This window comes from uncultured Gimesia sp., assembly GCF_937919775.1.
Classification (GTDB): Bacteria; Planctomycetota; Planctomycetia; order Planctomycetales; family Planctomycetaceae; genus Gimesia.
Genome location: NZ_CALFPF010000589.1, coordinates 1 through 18,439, shown reverse-complemented (window position 1 = coordinate 18,439; position 18,439 = coordinate 1). Strand labels below are relative to the sequence as shown.

Here is an 18,439-nt window from a genome sequence, read left to right as displayed (position 1 = left end):
TTTCACGCGACGCAGTTTTCTTCAAACCAGCGCGGGGGCTGTTGCAGCCACTTCGCTGCTGGGTAATACCTCGCGGGCAGATGTGAATGGAAAAATCCGAGTCGCCGTTCTGGGGGTCAACGGTCGCGGCCGTACACACATCAAAGCAGTTGGCGAAATCGAGGGCGCGGATGTGGTATTACTCTGCGATCCGGACAAACAGGTTCTGGCGAAACGGGCTGCAGAATTTGAGAAAAAATATGGTCGTAAAGTTGAAACCGAAACGGATATGCGTAAGGTATTCGACCGTGATGATATTGATGTGGTGACGGTTGCCACTCCGAACCACTGGCATTCGTTGGCAACCATCTGGGCCTGCCAGGCCGGAAAAGACGTTTATGTCGAAAAACCGGGCTCACACAACTTGTTCGAAGGCCGCAAAATGATCGAGGCGGCACAGAAGTACAAACGCATCGTTCAGCACGGAGTACAGCTTCGCAGCCAGCCAGCCATTCAGGAAGCCGTCGAACATCTGCGTAAGGGAACGATCGGCAAAGTCTATATGGCCCGTGGTCTGGTTTTCCGCACCCGGCCTTCGATCGGACACAAGCCCGATGAAAAGGCTCCTGATTATCTGGACTGGAATCTCTGGCAGGGACCTGCCCAGGAAACCAATTTCTCTCAGCGGCTGGTTCACTATAACTGGCACTGGACCTGGGATTATGGAAACGGCGACGTAGGAAACCAGGGAGTTCACGAAACGGATATGTGTCTCTGGGGACTGGACGTCAAGCTGCCTTCCCAAATCACGGCAATGGGAGGCAAGTTTCTGTGGGATGACGACAAGGAAACTCCGGAAGTTCTCTCGACAAACTACTTCTATCCTGAAGAAAACAAGATGATTCAGTTTGAGGTCCGTCCCTGGTATACGAACACGGAAGATGGCGCTACTGTCGGCAATATCTTTTACGGTTCGGAAGGGTATATGGTTATCAAAGGATACCAATCCTATGAGATTTTCCTGGGACCAAAACGGGAACCCGGACCAAAGAACAGCGGCGACGATCCGGTCAACGCTCACTTCACGAACTTCCTGGACGCGGTTCGCTCTCGCAAGGCAGAGACTTTGAACGGTCCTGTCGAAACGGCACATACCAGTTCCGGCATTGCCCACCTGGGTAACATCGCGTTTCGTCTGGGACGTCAACTGAATTTCGATCCCAAAACAGAGCAGTTTGTCAACGATCCGGAAGCAGACAAATATCTGACGCGACAGTATCGCAAACCCTTCGTTGTTCCCAACGAAGTCTAATCGACGATTGCAGGTCGAAAATGACAGGTCAATCAAAACAGCACCGGAAGTCCAATCCGGTGCTGTTTTTCTAAGTAGTTCAAGTAGAAAAAAAAGAGGCTGACTCACGTCAACGCAAGTCAGCCTCTGGTCTAGTTTCGTTAGGATCGAAGGTGACCCTTACGAGTGGTGGCCGTCTATGACAACCCGCCAGCAGTCGCTAAGAACAACCACCTTTCTGGCTACAACAATAACTGTCCACTCAATCACCTCCTTTTCTTGGATAAACTCCCTGATTCATCATCGGTTTGTAGCTCCAATTAGAACACAGGCTTTAGTCCTATCGCACTGCGTGGGTGCGATCCATCTTCTACCCTTATTTTTACAAATCCACTCAATGAGGCAATACCTTTTTGTGATGAACCAGTCGAAATTCTCTGGAATAGGAATGATGGAATGTCGTAACTTATTCTAAATGAACAGGATAAATATTTTGTGAATCCGAGGATTTTCACCGGGATTCAAGAGGCTACCTGTCGCAGGCCGGATTTGTACTGATTTCTTGTGTACTGCAACATCATCGCAGCGAACCGGTTTAGCGACTTACCGTTCTTCGGGCGCCATATGCGGTTCAAAAACGGTGCGTCCCACTTTCTCAGCCTGCTTCACCGCCGCGACCGTTTCATCGTATAACACCTGCTGGCAGCGTACGAGGTTTTTTTCTTTACTGGGAGTAATGCGTTCGTAAACACCTTCGCCGTTTAAAACGCGTGCTTTGGCATTATCTTCAAAATAGGTATTGAGAATTTTGATCACTTTTCGGCGGCTGTTTTCTTCTTCGATCGGTACCAGCAGTTCCACCCGGCGATCGAGATTACGGGGCATCCAGTCGGCACTGGAAATAAAGACCCGTTCATCTCCGCCGTGATAGAAATACAGAATCCGGGCGTGTTCCAGAAACCGATCGATGATGCTGACCACTTCGATATTTTTACTTAACTTCGCAACACCGGGGCGCAGGCAGCAGATACCGCGAATATTCAGTTTAACTTTTACCCCGGCTTCAGAAGCTTCATAGAGAGCGTCGATGATTTGCGGGTCTACTAACGAATTGACCTTGGCCACAATTCTTGCTTTTTGTCCCTGCCTTTTGCGTTCCGTCTCATGATGAATCAGATCCAGAATCTTGTCTCTCAAACTGATCGGAGCCGCTTCCAGTTTCTGATATTTCTGAGGCTGTGAGTAACCCGTGATCGAATTAAAAAAGTTGATCGCATCAGACGCCAATACTTCATCGCAGGTGAAATAACTGATGTCGCTGTAAATTTTCGCCGTCGCATCGTTATAATTTCCCGTACCGAAATGGAGATAGCGTCGAATCCCCTGTGGTTCGCGGCGGATGATGCAGCAGACTTTCGCGTGTGTCTTGAGTCCTTTGACGCCATAAATGACTTGTACGCCGGCATGTTCCAGATTTTTGGCCCATTCGATATTTCGTGCTTCATCAAAACGGGCCTTGAGTTCCACGATGGCTGTAACATGCTTGCCTTGTTCAGCCGCTCGAATCAAAGCGGCGACAATCGGACTGTGTTTGCTGGTTCGATATAAAATCTGTTTGATTGCCAGGACATCCGGATCAACGGCTGCTTCTTCAATCAGTCTGACAACCGGTTCAAAACTTTCATAAGGATGACACAGCAGGATATCCTGCTTCGATATGTTATCGAACATCTTGATTTCGGGGTTTACCACAGGTGCAGGTTGAGGAGGCCAGGATTCCGATTTCAACGCATCAAAGCCTGAGATTTCTGTCAATCTCATGAACGCGGTGAGATCCAGCGGACCGGGAATCCGGTAGACATTTTCATCAAGCACACCTAAGCCGCGTTCCAGAAATTCCAGCGTCTCTACTGAAACCCGTTCCGCAATTTCCAGACGGATGCAATCTCCCTTTTTCCGCTGATCAAGCATATCTTCCATCTGATGCAGCAGATCAGAAGCAAATTCATCGTGCAGACTCACATCGGCATTTTTTGTCACTCGAAATGGAATACACTCCAGAACGTGCTCACCCTGAAAATATTGCTCAATAAACAGACAAACGGCGTCTTCCATTGGCAGATATTGATACCCGCCTTCGGAAGGGAGCGTAATAAACCGAAATTCCGTTCTGCCAAAAGGAATGATGGCAAAACGATCCTGCGGCTTTTTGCTCTTCTCATCGGGTGCCAGGCGAACAACAATATTCAGCGTATGATTCATCAGATAAGGAAAATCCATTTCCCGTGTCACCGCCATCGGAGTCAGGACGGGGTAGATTTCATCCTTGAAAACATGTTCGACGATGCGGCGCTGAGAATCGGCCAGATCCTGAGGATTGACTCTCTGGTAACCGGCTGCAGCCAGAGGGGGTTCGATTTCTGTCAGTAAACACTGATACTGTTCGACCATCATTTGATGGACGCGCAGGCTGATCGCATCCAGAGTTTCCCTTGGAGTCATACCTGAAGGATCAGATTTCGTATTGCCGCCGGTCTGCAATAAATGCAGACCGCCCACGCGGACCATGAAAAATTCGTCGAGGTTTGAACTGGTGATCGCCAGAAATTTTAATCGTTCCAATAAAGGATTCGAGGGATCATGGGCTTCATCCAGTACCCGTTGATTAAATTCCAGCCAGCTCAATTCCCGGTTGAGATAGTTTGTTGCTTGAGAAGCCATGCGCGTCCTGTTGTAAAATTAATTTCAAAATTCCCATTTCACGGCTTATTGCAGGCAAATCAGCCGCTTCAAATATTTTGTTTACTGTTTTTTCCGCAAATGAACTTTGAGCCCGAAAACTTCTTCAAACAAGGGGCCTTTCTCCACTAAGGCAATTTGCTCCAGGGAAACGTCTTCGACATGTGGGATGGAAATAATCAATTGTCCCTGATCAATCTCACATTCGATTTCCTGAACGCGCTGACTGTAGGAATAATCCAACGCGTCGGCGACCCGCAGGATAGCAGCCATCTTGGCGATGGCAATACGACTGATGCGGTCCAGGGTGGAATACCCCGGATGGGTCGCGTTGGGAGAAGCCCGCCGATGGTAGCGGGCGATGAGTGCAACCATTAATAAATCTGATTGCCCCAGTCCGAACAGGTTGCCGTTACTGATTAAATACATTGAGTGTTTGTGATAGCTGCGCTGATTGACATAGATTCCAATTTCATGCAGCAAAGCGCCCGTATATAACAGCAGCCGATTCCGCAAATCGAGTTTATGCTCGTTTTGCAGAGACTGGAACAGCTTATCGGCCAGGAATGCAACGTGTTGCGCATGCGCTTCGTCAAAGTCAAACCGCCTGCCGAAGTCGATCGTCGAACGGATGACCTGCCTGTTAAATTCATCCGACCAGTTATTCTGGTCTGCCATTTCTTTCAGTAGACCATCGCGAAAGTTGGCTTTGGTCACGTAAATAAATTTCAGCTGATACGCTTCAGCCAGTTTGGTGTATGCCAGTAATGCCGGTCCCAGCGTTTCAGCATCGGTAAAGGAAAGATGGTAGTTTTGAACGAGTTGATCTTCGCTGATCTGCAGAATTTTGTCTGTGAACTTACTCAGTTCAGAAACCTTGAGCCGATCCAGTTCGTCTGGTGAATCACCGGGGTCGAGAACTTCGTAATCCGGTCGCAATTGTGCCAGAGCAAACCGAACATCACCGCCGAGAACAACCAGTTTGATTGATTTATCCGCAGGAACTTCATGTACGATCTGCTGGATCACCCGCTGAATCTGGTTTTCCATAATCGTGCGTTCTTTGGAAAGTGGAACCCGGTACCCTTTCAGCATTTCGCGCAGACGTAACGCTCCCAGACGATAATTCTTGGAGAACAGCACATCTCCGTGCTGGACCAGTAAGAGTTCGGTGGTTCCTCCGCCAATTTCCGTAACAATGGTGCGTGCTTCATCCAGATTCGGCTTTGCTGTCAGGTAAGGTCGAATTCCCTGATAGGTGATCCGGTTCACTTCGGCTTCATCCAGCGGGGCGACTTCGAAACCTGTAGCGATGAAAATCCGGTCGGTAAATGCCAGCCGATTGTCGGCTTCGCGCACGGCACTGGTGGCAACGACGCGAATCTGATCATCGCGGGTAATCAGATATTCATCCAGCCGTCGACGGTAGCTTTTGAGAATGCGGACGCAGTCCTCCATCGTCGATTTTTGAATGTTGCGTGTCTGGAATGTGTCTTCGCCGAGCGTCACGGCCTGAGAGAGTCTCTCCAGGGTATGAACGGTATTGTCTTCTTTGATTTCAGCGATGGCCATGCGAATCGCTCCGGTACCGATATCGATAACCGCAATCAAACGATTGGGAACAATCTCCGGACGGCTGGGACTGGTAGTGGCCTCGGCTGAGGGGGAATCTTTGGTGTTCATGCTGTCGCGTCAATTCTCATTTTGTCGTTTCTGAATCATTTTTTGCGCCCAGGCCGCAGCTCCCATTACTGAGGAATCGTCCCCTAATTCGGCCGGGATGACTTTAAACGAATCCTTAAAAGTTGGCATTACATTCTTGCGTGCGGCTTCAGCAACCGCCTGCACAAAGAAGTCCGGCATCGCTTCCACCAGGCCTCCCCCCATAATGATGACATCGGGCGAGAAAGTGTGTATCAGATTCCCAGCTGCGATTCCAATGTATTCCGCAGCACGCAGCACGATTTTCTTGATACTTTCATCTCCCCCCTTGATCGCAGAGGCCAGGATTCCGCTGCGAATATTGGAAAGGTCTGTCCCTGCCATTGCTCTGAGGGTTGGGGCATCACCCCGATAGGCGGCCTGCGCTGCCGCAGCAGATATCGCCAGACGACTGGCAAGCACTTCAAGGCAACCATGCTGACCACAGCCACATTCGGGACCTTCGGGCAGGATTTTCATATGACCAATTTCCATGCAGGAGCTTTTGCTTCCCTGGATCAACTGGCCGTGATAAACGGCGCCACCCCCGATACCAGTGCCGGGGAAAATACCTAATGCGGACAAAGAACCTCTGGCTGCTCCGAAGCGATATTCGCCATAAACGCCCGCATCGACATCGTTACAAATGACAACAGGACAGCCAAACTCTTTATTGAGCACTTCTGTGACGGGCGCATTATACCAGCCCAGATTGGGGGCTTCGAAGATAATACCGTTTTGCAAATCGAGAGGACCAGGACATCCAACGCCAATTCCCGCTAACTGGTCCGGCTTGAGTTCGGCTTCTTCCAATGCCTGGTGGATGGTTTGCACCATTCGCTCGAGCCCCAGTTCCATGCCGGTGTGCCCTTTGGTCTTTCTCCGTTTTCTCCCCAGTGTTTTATATTCAGAATCAAAGATTTTGGCGAGCATTTTCGTGCCCCCCAAATCGAAACCGGCCCAATAGAGTTTCTTTGCTTCAACTGTGTCAGTAGACATGTATCATTTTTCTATGTTTGAGGATTCCATCTCCGCCCGAATCAAATTAGTGACAGAACAATCTGACTTATCATGACTTAAGAGCTCGCGCTGTCTCCATTGTAACGAATTGTTCTTATGTCGTGTATTCTGATGAATTTAGAACTCATAAAACAGGCCTTGGAATTCATTTTTCATAATCGGTACAGAATGTAGTGGTGATTTGTATCGAATGCCAGTCTGCATTGATCGGCAGACGCTGATGAAACAAGCTGTTTCGTCAGTTTAAAAGAATGCGGCAGTCTGTTGACTTTTGAGAGCACGCGGACTTGGATAAACTAGTTTGATACGATTTCTGAAGGGGTTGTCGTGCCAAGCACAAATCTACACTAAAGTTTACTGCACCCTGGGGTTCCTTCCATGTATTTCCAGTTTCCCTGTGAAAAATGTTCCAAAAAACTCAAAGTTCGCGATGAGAATATCGGCAAAAAAGTTCGTTGCCCCTACTGCCATCACACGATGCTGGTTAAAAAGCCGGAAACTCCGATCATTGATACCTCGATCGATGTTTCCACATCCACTTCCGCAACTTCTTCTGTGAAAACATCCGGCAGCCGGGGAGGGAAGAAACATGTTTCGAGCGGCTGGGCTGACGGAACCGAAGTCAGTCTCTCCAAGAGTTGTGTGATCGCCATTGGGGCATCGATCGTATTTCTCGTGATCATGTTCCCTTTTCGGACCTATTACCTGGGGGAATTGTTTTGGGCCCGGGGCTGGGTGCCATTCGCGCTGGTCTTTCTGATGAGCTGGTCTGCCTCGATTCTGGTTTTGAAATACTTCAAGCTGGCCAAACAGAAGGATTCGATGCTGTTTGATACGTTGCCGACTGATATTTCCGAGAATATTTCCGAGAAGACCGTTCTCAAATTCATTGAGCATGTCAAAAACCTGCCCGTAGATCCCCGCGAAAGTTTTCTAGTGAACCGGGTTCTACGAGGACTGGAACATTTCAGTGTCTTAAAAAGCAGTTCCGAGGTTTCCAGCCGTCTGCAGTCACAATCAGAAATTGACGCAACGGCCGTCGATTCCAGTTATACGCTGCTCAAGGTCTTCATCTGGGCGATTCCGATTTTAGGGTTCATCGGTACTGTGATCGGGATTAGTGCCGCGGTGGGGGGGTTTGCCGGGGGCATGGATAAAGCCGCGGATATCTCCGCTCTGAAAGCATCTCTGGGTAATGTGACTGGCGGATTATCCACTGCCTTTGATACGACGCTGGTCGCGCTGGTGATGAGTATGCTGGTCATGTTTCCCAGCAGTTCCATGCAGAAGTCAGAAGAGGATCTGCTGAACTGGGTGGATGAATACTGCAATGAAAATCTGTTGAAGCGGCTTAAGGAAAGCGAGTCTGGTGGAGGCGGAGGGGATGAAAAGGACCATCGACGCCTGATCCAGCGGACTATAGATAAAGCGATGGCCGACCATCATGCGGAGCTCCAGACCTGGACCCAGAAACTGGAGGGTATCGGCAGTACCCTGTCCCAGCAAGTTATGAAATCCTGGGAGAAAATTGATGATAAGCTTCGCGCCCAGCAGGAAGATCAGCTCAACAAGGTCCAGCAGGTCATCGACAACTTGACGACGCAACATCATTCGGTCGTCGAACAGATGGAAGCCGTCGAACAAAAAATGACGGAACTGCAGGCGGCACACGCGGCAAATCTGGAGAAGATGAATGGCGAGGCTACCGAAATGACGGAAGCCGCCGGCGTGCTCTCACAATCGTTCAATGGGGTTCAACAGGGATTAAACGGACTCAATACGGTTTTATCTGACCTGGGAGAAAAACAGGTACTGATCCAGCAGGTCGAACTGCCTCGCAAGCGATGGGGGCTTTTCGGCAGCTCAAGGAAAGTGCGATAGCGTGGGTAAAAAGAAGAAAGAAAGTGGAGAAACGGTCTCCTTGTTTCCGTTTCTGAGTATTCTCGCTTGCGTGATCGGCGTGTTAACGCTGATGATCACGGCGATGGCGTTAAGCCAGATGGATAATCAGGACGATACCTGGAAACGCGCGGAAGAATTCGAAAAGGATCAGAATCAAATTACGGAGAAACAACAGGAACTCGATCAGGTCAAAAGTCAGATCGAAGATTTGTCAAAATTGAATCGCGACCTGATTCTGGCTCTGGAAGAGTTAAAGAAGCTCAAGCAGGAAAAAAGCAAACTTCCGGATGACATCACTCCGGAAGAAAAAGTGAAACTGCTGGCAGAGGCCAATCGTCTGACGAAACGCATCGACGAAATCAAAGACGACCCGATGACGCTGCAAAAGGAAATTGACAAGCTGAAAGCCGAATTGAACAAACGGGAAAATCCCGTCGCGGCTGAAGTCAGAATTCAGCCGGGCGGCACCGGCGTGGATCTGAACCCGACGTTTATTGAGTGTACGAAAACGGGAATCGTCGTTTTGGACGGTCCTTCGGCAGACTTGAGAATCCGCAGAGACGACCTGACAAAAAGTCTGCCTTTTGTGGAACTGCTGGACAAAATTGGTGCCCAGCCGAAAGGGACCGTCATTTTTCTGGTGCGGCAGGATGCCGTTTACACCTATAATATTGCTTCAGGTGTCGCCCGCTCCCGATTCTGTTCCAACGGAAAACTGCCCGTGGAAGGCAACGGAAAAATTGATCTGAGCAAGTTCAAAAACGCACCAGGTTAAACAGCACTACCAACGGCCGACCGCAGAGAATCTCCTGCTGATTTACAGCTTTCCTGCTGAACCAGAAGATTCAGGCTACGTGTGTCGATTTTCCCCACTACATAAAAAAAGCTCTGTCGAGATATTTCGACAGAGCTTTTTTAAATCGATTGTTCGTGGAGTGTGTTTATTTTCTCAGATCATAACACATCAGAACGTCCTGCTCCCGCAGGTAAAGTTTTCCGCCACAAATGACAGGATGCGCCCAGGCTTTGCCCAGGACCTGATCGGCTTTGAAGCTGCCTTTGAGCTTGTAATCTTCGGGAGTCGCTTCGATTAAAGCGACTTCGCCACTTTCATACCGGAAGATCAGATTCCCATCAGCAAAGGAGACGGCAGCAGAGCCAGCGCCTTCGCCACGAATCTTGCCGCCCCAGACGACTTTGCCTGTTTTCAGATTAAGGCAGATGGGGAATCCGTTTCCATGTCCGTGTCCGCAATAGAGATGGTCTTTGTATAAGATCATCCCGCCGTGATGATTTTGCAGGGTTTTGGCATCCAGGAAATAAACTTCTTCCGCAGCAATGCCATCACCGTCTTTTGAAAGTTTCACCAGGGCACTGCCGGTACCATATCCGGTGGAGCAGAAGACGTAATCTCCGGATACAATCGGAGTCGGAATATTGGCGACACCGTTGGCGACGGGATTGTAATTCCATAATAACATACCATCACTGGCGCGAACTCCGATCAGTCCTTTGCCTGTGAGCTGGACGTATTGTTTGACTCCGCCAGCATTGGAGATCACGATCGAGGAATAGCCGGCTCCTTCTTTGCCTTTTTCTCCCAGGTCTTTGACCGACGTCTTCCAGACTTCCTTGCCCGTGGTCTTATCGAGGGCAACCATCATGCCGTCTTTCCCGCCGGGAGTACATAAAACGAGATCGCCGTCGACCAGCGGGGATTCAGAAAAGCCCCACTTGGACATCATTTTTCCCTGCCACTCATCTTCGAAATTCTTCGTCCAGATAATTTCGCCATCGGCTACACTGAGACAGAAGATTGCTCCATTGGAGGAAATGGCATACAGGCGATCGCCGTCGATCGAAGGTGTGCAGCGTGCTCCGGGATAACCATGTTCCGGGTTCAACTCGAGCAGATTGGTTTTCCATAGGATTTTACCATCATCGGTATTCACGGCGATGACGGCCTGACCTTCCGGAAGGTTTCCGGTGGTGAATAAACGATTGTCCTTGATCGAAACGCCGGCATAACCTTTGCCCAGTCCGGTGGCAGTCCAGATTAATTTCGGGGGAGTCGCATTCCAGTCCTGAATGAGTCCTGTATCGCTGGAGAGATTCTGGCGATCAGGGCCTCTCCATTGTTCCCATGACTTTGAAAGTTGAGAGGGCTCTGCCGCAATTGAAGGCAGTGGAAGTCCGCAAACCAGCAAGGCTCCCAGGAGCAGGCGAACGGGCATTGAATAACTCATAGTCAATCAGTCCTTTTGTGAGATCTTTTAGACCAGGTGGGAAATTAAATTTGAGATTATCGCTGCCACTCTCTGTATGTGGATTTTCAGAAAACGGAACGATGGCCTCTTGGGGTAAGACACGGACGCAATAGACAATTATATGAGTCAATTCCAGTTGCTGCAATCAATGCCTGTAGATTCCTGGCCAGGAAACGCATGATTCATCGCGCGGTCGCGGGGACGGAAATCAGGGCAATCGAAACGCAGAACCGGTCGGGAAGTACAAATTCCTGTCGGCTCTATGCGGAGGGGTTCAAGACCTCGGCGACCCTTTGACGCAACTGATCCAGTGAGATTTCAGAAATGCGAAAGACTTTTAAAGCTGTCGTTTCCCCTTTGTACAACTCGATTTGCGATCGTTTCAGCTGGAGTCCCTCTTTGATCACCTTCAGCAGGGCTTTATTCGCTTTTCCCTTTTCCGGTGCCTGCGTCACACAGACCTTGAGCCTGCCATCATGAATGCCGTCAATCTGGTTCTTACTTGATTTCGGCTGAGCGCGAACGGGCAGCAGAATATCTGAGCCTTCTATTTCCAGATTTAATTGTGTGGTAGGGTCGATTTTTCAGTTTCCTGGCTGGTTATTCCAATCCCTCATACAGCGCACTACCAATGCGGACCAGAGTCGCTCCCTCTTCTATCGCGACTTCAAAATCTCCGCTCATGCCCATCGAGAGTTCCTTGAGTTGTATCCGTTCAGGCGAGACGGCCTGGAGTTGGTCGCGCAGTTGAGATAATTCGCGAAAGACGGGTCGTGCCAGTTCCGGGTCTTCACTGTGGGTTGCCATCGTCATCAGGCCGTCGATCGTCACATGCGAGACGGCACACATCGCATTCCAGTCGGATAGTAATTCCTCTCTGGCAAACCCTTTTTTATTCGTTTCACGGGAAAGATTGACTTCAATCAGCACATGAGGTCGCAGGCCCGCTTCAGCCGCAATGCGGTCAATGGCTGTTAATAACTTGAGTGAATCAACAGAGTGAATCAGGCTGCTGTACAAGATCGTACGCCTGATTTTATTGCGCTGCAGAGGGCCGATGAAATGCCAATGCAAATCGTCGGGTAGCAGTGGAGCCCGTTCTTCCAGTTGCGGGGTGCGGCTTTCCCCCAGATGAGTACATCCCAATTCTATTAACGCGGTGACCCATTCCATGCGGGCATATTTCGTGACCGCCACAAATGTGACCGACTCGGAATCGCGTTGCGAACGTAAGCAGGCGGCGTTGATGCGGCGTTGGATCTCTGTGTAATGATTGTGAATGACGCCTTGCAGGTCTTCCATCCCCGGGCTTTCCACAGTAGAGGTCAAGAGGTCTCATGTCTTTTGATCAGTATTGAACGTGATCAAGAAGACGGCAGGTCAATTCAAGTGCTTAGATTTTGATGGAATACCGCTGAGAACACGAGCCAGGCAGTGGCTTAATCAACAACTTTTCCCAGAAACCTGACACCATATTCCCAGAAATGTTCTTCCTGGACTTCCTTCCGTCTGACAACTTCCGAACGAAACCAGGTGACCTGATTGCCTTGTACGGGAACTCCAACATGTATCGTCGTCTGACGAATGGGCAGAGGATATATGAATGAAAGACCCGATTGTGAAATAGAACGGGACCAGACTTTAATCGTATCAACTTCCGCATCCTCGGCAGAATTTTTGTCAGGAATAGAAATCCAGACAATCCCGCGGAAGTCCTTGCGTTCGTGTGATCGTTTTTCGGAGTAGTGGACGTTGGTTCTTTTTTCAATACGATCCAACAGATCCAATACGCGCGAAATGGCACGGTTCTGTTTCTCAGTATATTGCTCCAAGCTAATCAGGCTCATCAGCCACATCCACTTAAAAAAAGTTATCAAGACAAATAGGAATTATCCTGACTCGGTTTCAATAGATACAAGAATTTACATATGTCTCTGTAAGGCAACTATAGGTCTTACCAGAATACAGTCAAATTCCTCCTGTTTAGAAATACTATTTTTAAATCATTGAGCAGTATGTGTTGTTTTGTAAACATTGAATTTTATATAGTTTCCAACGTTTCAAGAAATTTTTGCAGGCTGGTGACTTCTTCACTTAAACATCCAATAAACTGTTCAGCGGCACCCGCATTTCCGGAATCAATAATTTCTTTGACTGCTTCCTTCAACCTCTGAGTCGGCGTGAAGAGGTCTAATGATTTGCCATTTGATGCAGTGTTGGGGGCTCCCATCGCCATATCTTTTAATGTTGCTTCGAGTTCATCCTGATCCAGCGGCTTGAACATAATCTTCGCAACACCTAGCTCTTTTGCCAGCTTGAGGCGTTGGACGTCTTTGTCCTGGGAATTTTTTTCGAGTCGCAAAGCAGTCATCAGAATAAACTGGGGAGGATCAAGGGGGCCTTCGTCCGTAAATCGCTCTAAGGTTTGCGCTTCCCTGAATAAATCCACTCCGTCCATGCCACGCATCATCAAGTCCGTTACTACGATACTGATATCATTATCTGTCTTCAGATAATTCAATGCTTCGTAACCGGAAGTCGCCGAACAAGCCGTATACCCGAACTTTTCAACGAGTCTTGAATGGAAGTGACACGTGTAACCAACATCATCAACTACTAAAATCTTCATAACGATTGCCTTTGGGTTGAACCTGCATGTTCTGCTGATGGACTATGACCGCATTCTTGAACCATCAACATTTTTAATTCCGCGCTGAGTAGTGAAATTTCTTTTTCGAGTAAATGAAATTTGATCCTGGTTTCCTGTATTTGCTCTGATTTCCCATCATTTTCCAGCGATTGTAACAGGTGAAAAGGTTCCAGTTTCGTATAATTACTGATCGTTCCCTTACAGGCGTGCGCTGCGTCTGACAGCTTTTGAGAATCATTTTCTTCAATCGCCTGCTTGATATCATTCATCTGCCGGGGGACATAGCTCAAAAAGAGTTCGATCATTTCAGCGAGAAATTCAACATCCCCCATTGCCATGTCGAGCACTTCTTCTCGATTGATCAAACGCCAATTCCCAGGAATGGATGCGAGGTCTGATCTAGTCATAATAAAAAATCCTTGTCCCGATGCGCTGCGCATTCAGTGATGGATTCGGGATCAAAGACATCAATCCGATTCCGCTCGCGCTTCATAGCAAATTAAAAAAGCAGGCCTATGAATAAGATTAGTTTCCAATTTTGACAAAAATCAGAGATCATCAATTACGGAACCCATTCGAGGGGAGTTTTTATGTCGATTGTGCAGGCGGTGCTGATCGAAACAGATAAAGGGGCTAAAAACAGAAGGGCTGGCACGTTTGTTGGTATTAATGCTGTATTGCCATGGCATGAAATGAGGTGAAAAACCTACGAGATAGTTGAGGTGTTTGCGGCAAAAATGGTGCTGTCTCAGATTTGAAAGTCATCTTTCACTGCGGATCGTCTCAAATCTTCAAGCACTTCCCGAACAAGTTCTTCCGGGATTTCTTTAAACACTTCTACGCGTCCTACAGAGGTCGGCAGAACAAATCGGAGCTGGCCTCCGACTGTTTTCTTATCCAGTTTCATACGATCGATGATGTCATCCGTATTCAACTGCGTCCCTTCAGGCAGTAAAACCGGCAAACCTAATGCCTGCAATAACTGGATTTGCCGTTCTGTTTCGTGATGCGTGATCAAATTCAGTTTTTCGGCAAGATAACTGGCATAGACCATACCTATGGAGACGGCTTCGCCGTGCATCAACTCTCCGTAACCGCACAGGGTTTCAAAAGCGTGTGCAAACGTATGACCATAATTCAGAATCGCGCGTAAGCCAGTTCGCTCATGTTCATCCTGTTCGACAACTTCCGCTTTCAGTTCACAGCTACGGGCAATCACCGTTCGCAACACATCAGCAGATCGTTGGTTCAGCCCCGCGATATTCTGTTCCAGATAATGAAAGAACTGCGCATCCAGAATCACACCATATTTGACCACTTCTGCCAGACCACTGCGATAATCACGTTCCGGCAGGGTTTCGAGTGTCGAGGTATCGATGAATACACCCAGCGGTTGATAGAACGCGCCGATCAGGTTTTTCGCCTGAGGGTGATTGACCCCCACCTTGCCTCCCACCGAACTGTCAACGTGTGCCAAAAGTGAGGTTGGTACTTGCACGAAAGGCAGTCCGCGCACATAAGTGGCAGCAACAAAACCGGCTGCATCACCGATCACACCACCTCCCACGGCAATCACAACCGTCTGACGATCCGCCTTCATCGCGACCAGTTGGTCGTACAGACTGGAAATCACAGCCAGGGATTTCGATTTCTCTCCGGGTTCAATGACGGCAGTTTCCCATTTCCAGCCGCGCATTTGCAGGCTGTTTTCAATTTTCGGGGCATGCAATGCAGCCAGATTCCGGTCTGTAATGATCAACGCCGACTTGTTTCCTTCGGCAACCGTATTCCGGAACGCGGGATTATGATTCAGCCAGTTTTCCAGTGTTTCTGCGAACTGATCAAACTGGTGACTCACCACCGAAATGTGGTAACTGCGTGGTCCCAGAGCGACGTTGACATCCAGACTTTCAGTCACGTTGTATCCTTCATGATTGCAAAAAAATCAGGCTAGCCGGTTCGATCCCATCACAAATTCGGGCTGATATTCGACTTTAATATCTGTGAATTCTAATATGTCTATCGTAACTTTCGATTGTCTTGAAGTCACGTCGGATGATCCCGAAAACCGGGTTCGGATCAGGTTTTTCGGGGTGAGCACGTGACAATCCGGTGTTGATTGCTAAAATCGTTTTGAACATGACCAAACCAATCGACAGTCAGATAGAGTCGATGCAGGATCTGGTTCCCGTTTTGAGCCGAAGCCAAGGGCTTGCTGCTGTCATAGCGGCTCTCCGGTCGGGGCAAAGCGGGACGATTGACGGAGCCTGGGGGGGATCGTGCGCGCTGACGGCAGCGACCATCGCAGAATCCCTGAAATCCGCTGTATTAATTGTTCTTCCCCGCCTGGGAGAAATCGAAGAATTTGCCGGGGATCTGGCCAGTTTCCTGGGAAGAATGCCTGAAATCTTTCCCGCCTGGGAAACGCTACCGGACGAGCACGATGTGTCCGACTCGGTGTTTGGCGGTCGGCTGAGGGTGCTCAATCAACTGCTGCAGGCCGGCAGTCACCCGCATGTGATTGTGACCTCGTTTCCGGCATTGCTGCAGCCTGTTCCCAGTCGTCAAAAACGCCGCGAAGCGACCCGTACGATCAAAGTCGGGGATGAACTTGAGACCGATCCTTTTATGAGCTGGCTGATTGAACGCGGGTTCGAACGCACGACGGCCATCGAACTTCCCGGCGAATTCAGCATGCATGGCGGTATTCTTGACATTTACTCGCCCGATGCCACGCTTCCGATCCGGATCGAATTTTTTGGCGATGAAATCGAATCGATCAGGCAGTTCGACGTGGAAACCCAGAGAACCGTCGAAACCTGCCAGCAGGTGGAGCTCACCCTGATTTCTCCTGTTTCGGCAGAGGAGCAACGTTCTCAAAGGCGAACTGAAGCGAATGTTCAAGTCGACTCATCGGCAGAAAGTCTGCTGGATAATCTGCCTGCTAACACGTGTATCGTGTTAATTGAACTTCCGGAACTGGTTGAAGAAGGCAAACGTTATCTGGAGCGTCTGGAAAATCCGCGTGGATTATTCAGCGTGCCGGCGACGATCGCTCGTTGTACCGATTTTTCTACCGTCACGATTGCTCCTATTTCAGCTGAATCGACCGAGATTTCATGCCATCTGCAGATAGAATCGATCGAGCGTTTCACACGGGCCAAATCGGAAATGATTGAAGAGCTGGCTTCGATTACGAGTCCTCAGGACAGGGTTGTAGTCTGTTGTCATAATCAGGGGGAGCAGGATCGGCTGCGGGAATTACTCAATGAGTCCGAGCTGGAAATCGCGGGGCGCGTAACGACCTGTATCGGAAATCTGGCGTTGGGATTTCGGATCGTGCCGGAACATCTGGTCGTACTGAGCGACCATGAACTCTTCGGACGCGCTGACATCCGGCATAAGCCACGCAAACGAAAAGTCGAAAGCCGGGCGATCGACAGTTTCCTGGATTTGAATGTGGGAGATTATGTCGTGCATTTATCGCACGGCATTGCACGTTTCAAAGGGCTGGAACTGCTTGAGAAAGAGGGGTATCGCGAAGAACACCTTTCATTGGAATTTCGTGAAAAGGTGCAGATGTATGTTCCTGTTTCGCTGGTCCATCTGGTGCAGAAATATATTGGCGGCGGAAAACATGCGCCCCCACTATCCAAACTGGGAACGAAAAGCTGGGCGAATAAAAAAGAAAAAGCTGCGCAGGCCGTCCGAGATATGGCCAGTGATATGTTGCGACTGCAGGCCATGCGTTCTGCACAACCAGGCATCTCGTATCCCCCCGACAGCCACTGGCAAAAAGAATTTGAGGCCTCATTTCCTTATACGGAAACGGTCGATCAACTGCACGCGATCAATGATGTGCGTCTCGATATGGAACGGCCTCAACCGATGGATCGATTGATCTGTGGCGACGTCGGTTATGGCAAAACGGAAGTCGCAATTCGGGCCGCTTTTAAAGCCATCGATTCAGGCAGGCAGGTGGCGGTGCTGGTTCCCACAACGGTGTTAGCAGAACAGCATACGCGCACTTTCAGCGAACGCATGGCCGATTATCCGATCACGATCGAAGGTCTGTCGCGTTTCAAATCGAAAGCAGAGCAGCGTGTCATTCTAGAGGGTATGGCCTCCGGTAGCGTGGATCTGGTGATCGGGACGCACCGATTAATTCAGAAAGATATTAAATTCAAAGATTTAGGTCTGTTGATTATTGATGAGGAACAACGGTTCGGTGTGGAAGCAAAAGAAATGCTGAAGCGACTGCGGCTGCAGATTGACGTGCTGACGCTGAGTGCGACTCCCGTGCCTCGTACGTTGCACATGTCTTTGCTGGGGATACGCGATATTTCGAATTTGACAACGGCGCCCCGTGATCGTGTGCCCATCGAAACGAGGATTACCCGCTTCGATCCCGAACTGATCAGGCATGCGATGGTTCGCGAGCTGAACCGGAATGGTCAGGTTTACTTTGTGCATAACCGCGTCAACGATTTGCGGACCTACGCTGATCGAATCCAGCAGATTGTGCCCGAAGCCAGCATCGGAATCGGACACGGGCAGATGAAGGAATCAGATCTGGAAACAGCGATGCTCGACTTTGTTTCGGGAAAAAAAGATATTTTTGTCTGTACGACCATCATCGAGAGTGGCCTCGATATCCCGAATGCCAATACGATTTTCATACACGATGCAGGCAATTATGGTCTCTCTGATCTGCACCAGCTGCGAGGGCGCGTCGGGCGGTCCCATCATCGGGCCTATTGTTACCTGTTATTGCGGGATGGCCAGATTCTGACTTCGATTGCAGCGAAGCGGTTAAAGGCTATTGAAGAATACAGCGAGCTGGGTGCCGGATTCAAAATTGCCATGCGCGACCTGGAAATTCGGGGAGCC

General features: G+C 49.3%; 14 protein-coding genes. 4 read left to right on the top strand and 10 right to left on the bottom strand.

Annotated features, from left to right (window positions below):
- The coding region (locus tag Q0294_RS17015; RefSeq protein WP_299467849.1) for a Gfo/Idh/MocA family oxidoreductase at nucleotides 1–1,291 on the top strand (1,291 nt) is incomplete at its 5' end.
- Nucleotides 1,292–1,873: 582 nt separating this feature from the next.
- On the opposite strand, the gene ppk1 is transcribed toward Q0294_RS17015, so the two are convergent.
- From ppk1 to Q0294_RS17000, 3 genes are all read right to left on the bottom strand, one after another.
- Nucleotides 1,874–3,991: a polyphosphate kinase 1 gene (gene ppk1 / locus Q0294_RS17010; RefSeq protein WP_299467846.1), complete on the bottom strand. Its 2,118-nt coding sequence runs from the start codon at nucleotides 3,989–3,991 to the stop codon at nucleotides 1,874–1,876.
- Between the two features lie 81 nt (nucleotides 3,992–4,072).
- Nucleotides 4,073–5,692: an HD domain-containing protein gene (locus Q0294_RS17005; protein WP_299467844.1), complete on the bottom strand. Its 1,620-nt coding sequence runs from the start codon at nucleotides 5,690–5,692 to the stop codon at nucleotides 4,073–4,075.
- Nucleotides 5,693–5,701: 9 nt separating this feature from the next.
- Entirely contained in the window at nucleotides 5,702–6,709 is a 1,008-nt protein-coding gene (locus Q0294_RS17000; RefSeq protein WP_299467842.1) for an ROK family protein, read from the bottom strand.
- A 399-nt stretch (nucleotides 6,710–7,108) separates the two neighbouring features.
- Here Q0294_RS17000 and Q0294_RS16995 point away from each other — a divergent pair, with 399 nt between their 5' ends.
- A complete protein-coding gene (locus Q0294_RS16995; protein WP_299467840.1) occupies nucleotides 7,109–8,611 on the top strand; it encodes a MotA/TolQ/ExbB proton channel family protein in 1,503 nt (500 codons plus the stop codon).
- Nucleotide 8,612: 1 nt separating this feature from the next.
- The gene (locus tag Q0294_RS16990; protein ID WP_299467838.1) at nucleotides 8,613–9,407 is read left to right on the top strand and encodes a hypothetical protein; all 795 of its coding nucleotides are present in this window, start codon (nucleotides 8,613–8,615) and stop codon (nucleotides 9,405–9,407) included.
- 166 nt (nucleotides 9,408–9,573) lie between these two features.
- On the opposite strand, the gene Q0294_RS16985 is transcribed toward Q0294_RS16990, so the two are convergent.
- The 7 genes from Q0294_RS16985 to aroB all read right to left on the bottom strand — a co-directional run bounded on the left by Q0294_RS16985 (nucleotide 9,574) and on the right by aroB (nucleotide 15,467).
- Nucleotides 9,574–10,878 carry a PQQ-binding-like beta-propeller repeat protein gene (locus Q0294_RS16985; protein ID WP_299467836.1) on the bottom strand — a complete coding sequence of 435 codons (1,305 nt, stop codon included), beginning with the start codon at nucleotides 10,876–10,878 and terminating at the stop codon, nucleotides 9,574–9,576.
- 281 nt (nucleotides 10,879–11,159) lie between these two features.
- Nucleotides 11,160–11,429 (bottom strand): DUF167 domain-containing protein, encoded by a 270-nt coding sequence (locus Q0294_RS23465; protein WP_366917987.1) that lies wholly within the window; start codon nucleotides 11,427–11,429, stop codon nucleotides 11,160–11,162.
- A 70-nt stretch (nucleotides 11,430–11,499) separates the two neighbouring features.
- On the bottom strand, nucleotides 11,500–12,201 hold the full coding sequence (locus tag Q0294_RS16980) for a YggS family pyridoxal phosphate-dependent enzyme (protein WP_299467835.1): 702 nt from the start codon (nucleotides 12,199–12,201) through the stop codon (nucleotides 11,500–11,502).
- A gap of 137 nt (nucleotides 12,202–12,338) precedes the next feature.
- A complete protein-coding gene (locus Q0294_RS16975; RefSeq protein ID WP_299467833.1) occupies nucleotides 12,339–12,746 on the bottom strand; it encodes a PilZ domain-containing protein in 408 nt (135 codons plus the stop codon).
- A gap of 194 nt (nucleotides 12,747–12,940) precedes the next feature.
- Nucleotides 12,941–13,528, bottom strand: a complete 588-nt coding sequence (locus tag Q0294_RS16970) for a response regulator (RefSeq protein ID WP_299467831.1) — start codon at nucleotides 13,526–13,528, stop codon at nucleotides 12,941–12,943.
- A complete protein-coding gene (locus Q0294_RS16965) occupies nucleotides 13,525–13,956 on the bottom strand; it encodes an Hpt domain-containing protein (RefSeq protein WP_299467829.1) in 432 nt (143 codons plus the stop codon). The genes Q0294_RS16970 and Q0294_RS16965 overlap by 4 nt, the downstream gene beginning before the upstream one ends.
- 341 nt (nucleotides 13,957–14,297) lie before the next feature.
- Nucleotides 14,298–15,467 (bottom strand): 3-dehydroquinate synthase, encoded by a 1,170-nt coding sequence (gene aroB / locus Q0294_RS16960; RefSeq protein WP_299467828.1) that lies wholly within the window; start codon nucleotides 15,465–15,467, stop codon nucleotides 14,298–14,300.
- A gap of 221 nt (nucleotides 15,468–15,688) precedes the next feature.
- On the opposite strand from aroB, the gene mfd reads away from it, so the two are divergent.
- Nucleotides 15,689–18,439: transcription-repair coupling factor (mfd, locus tag Q0294_RS16955; RefSeq protein ID WP_299467827.1), on the top strand; the 2,751-nt coding region annotated here is incomplete at its 3' end.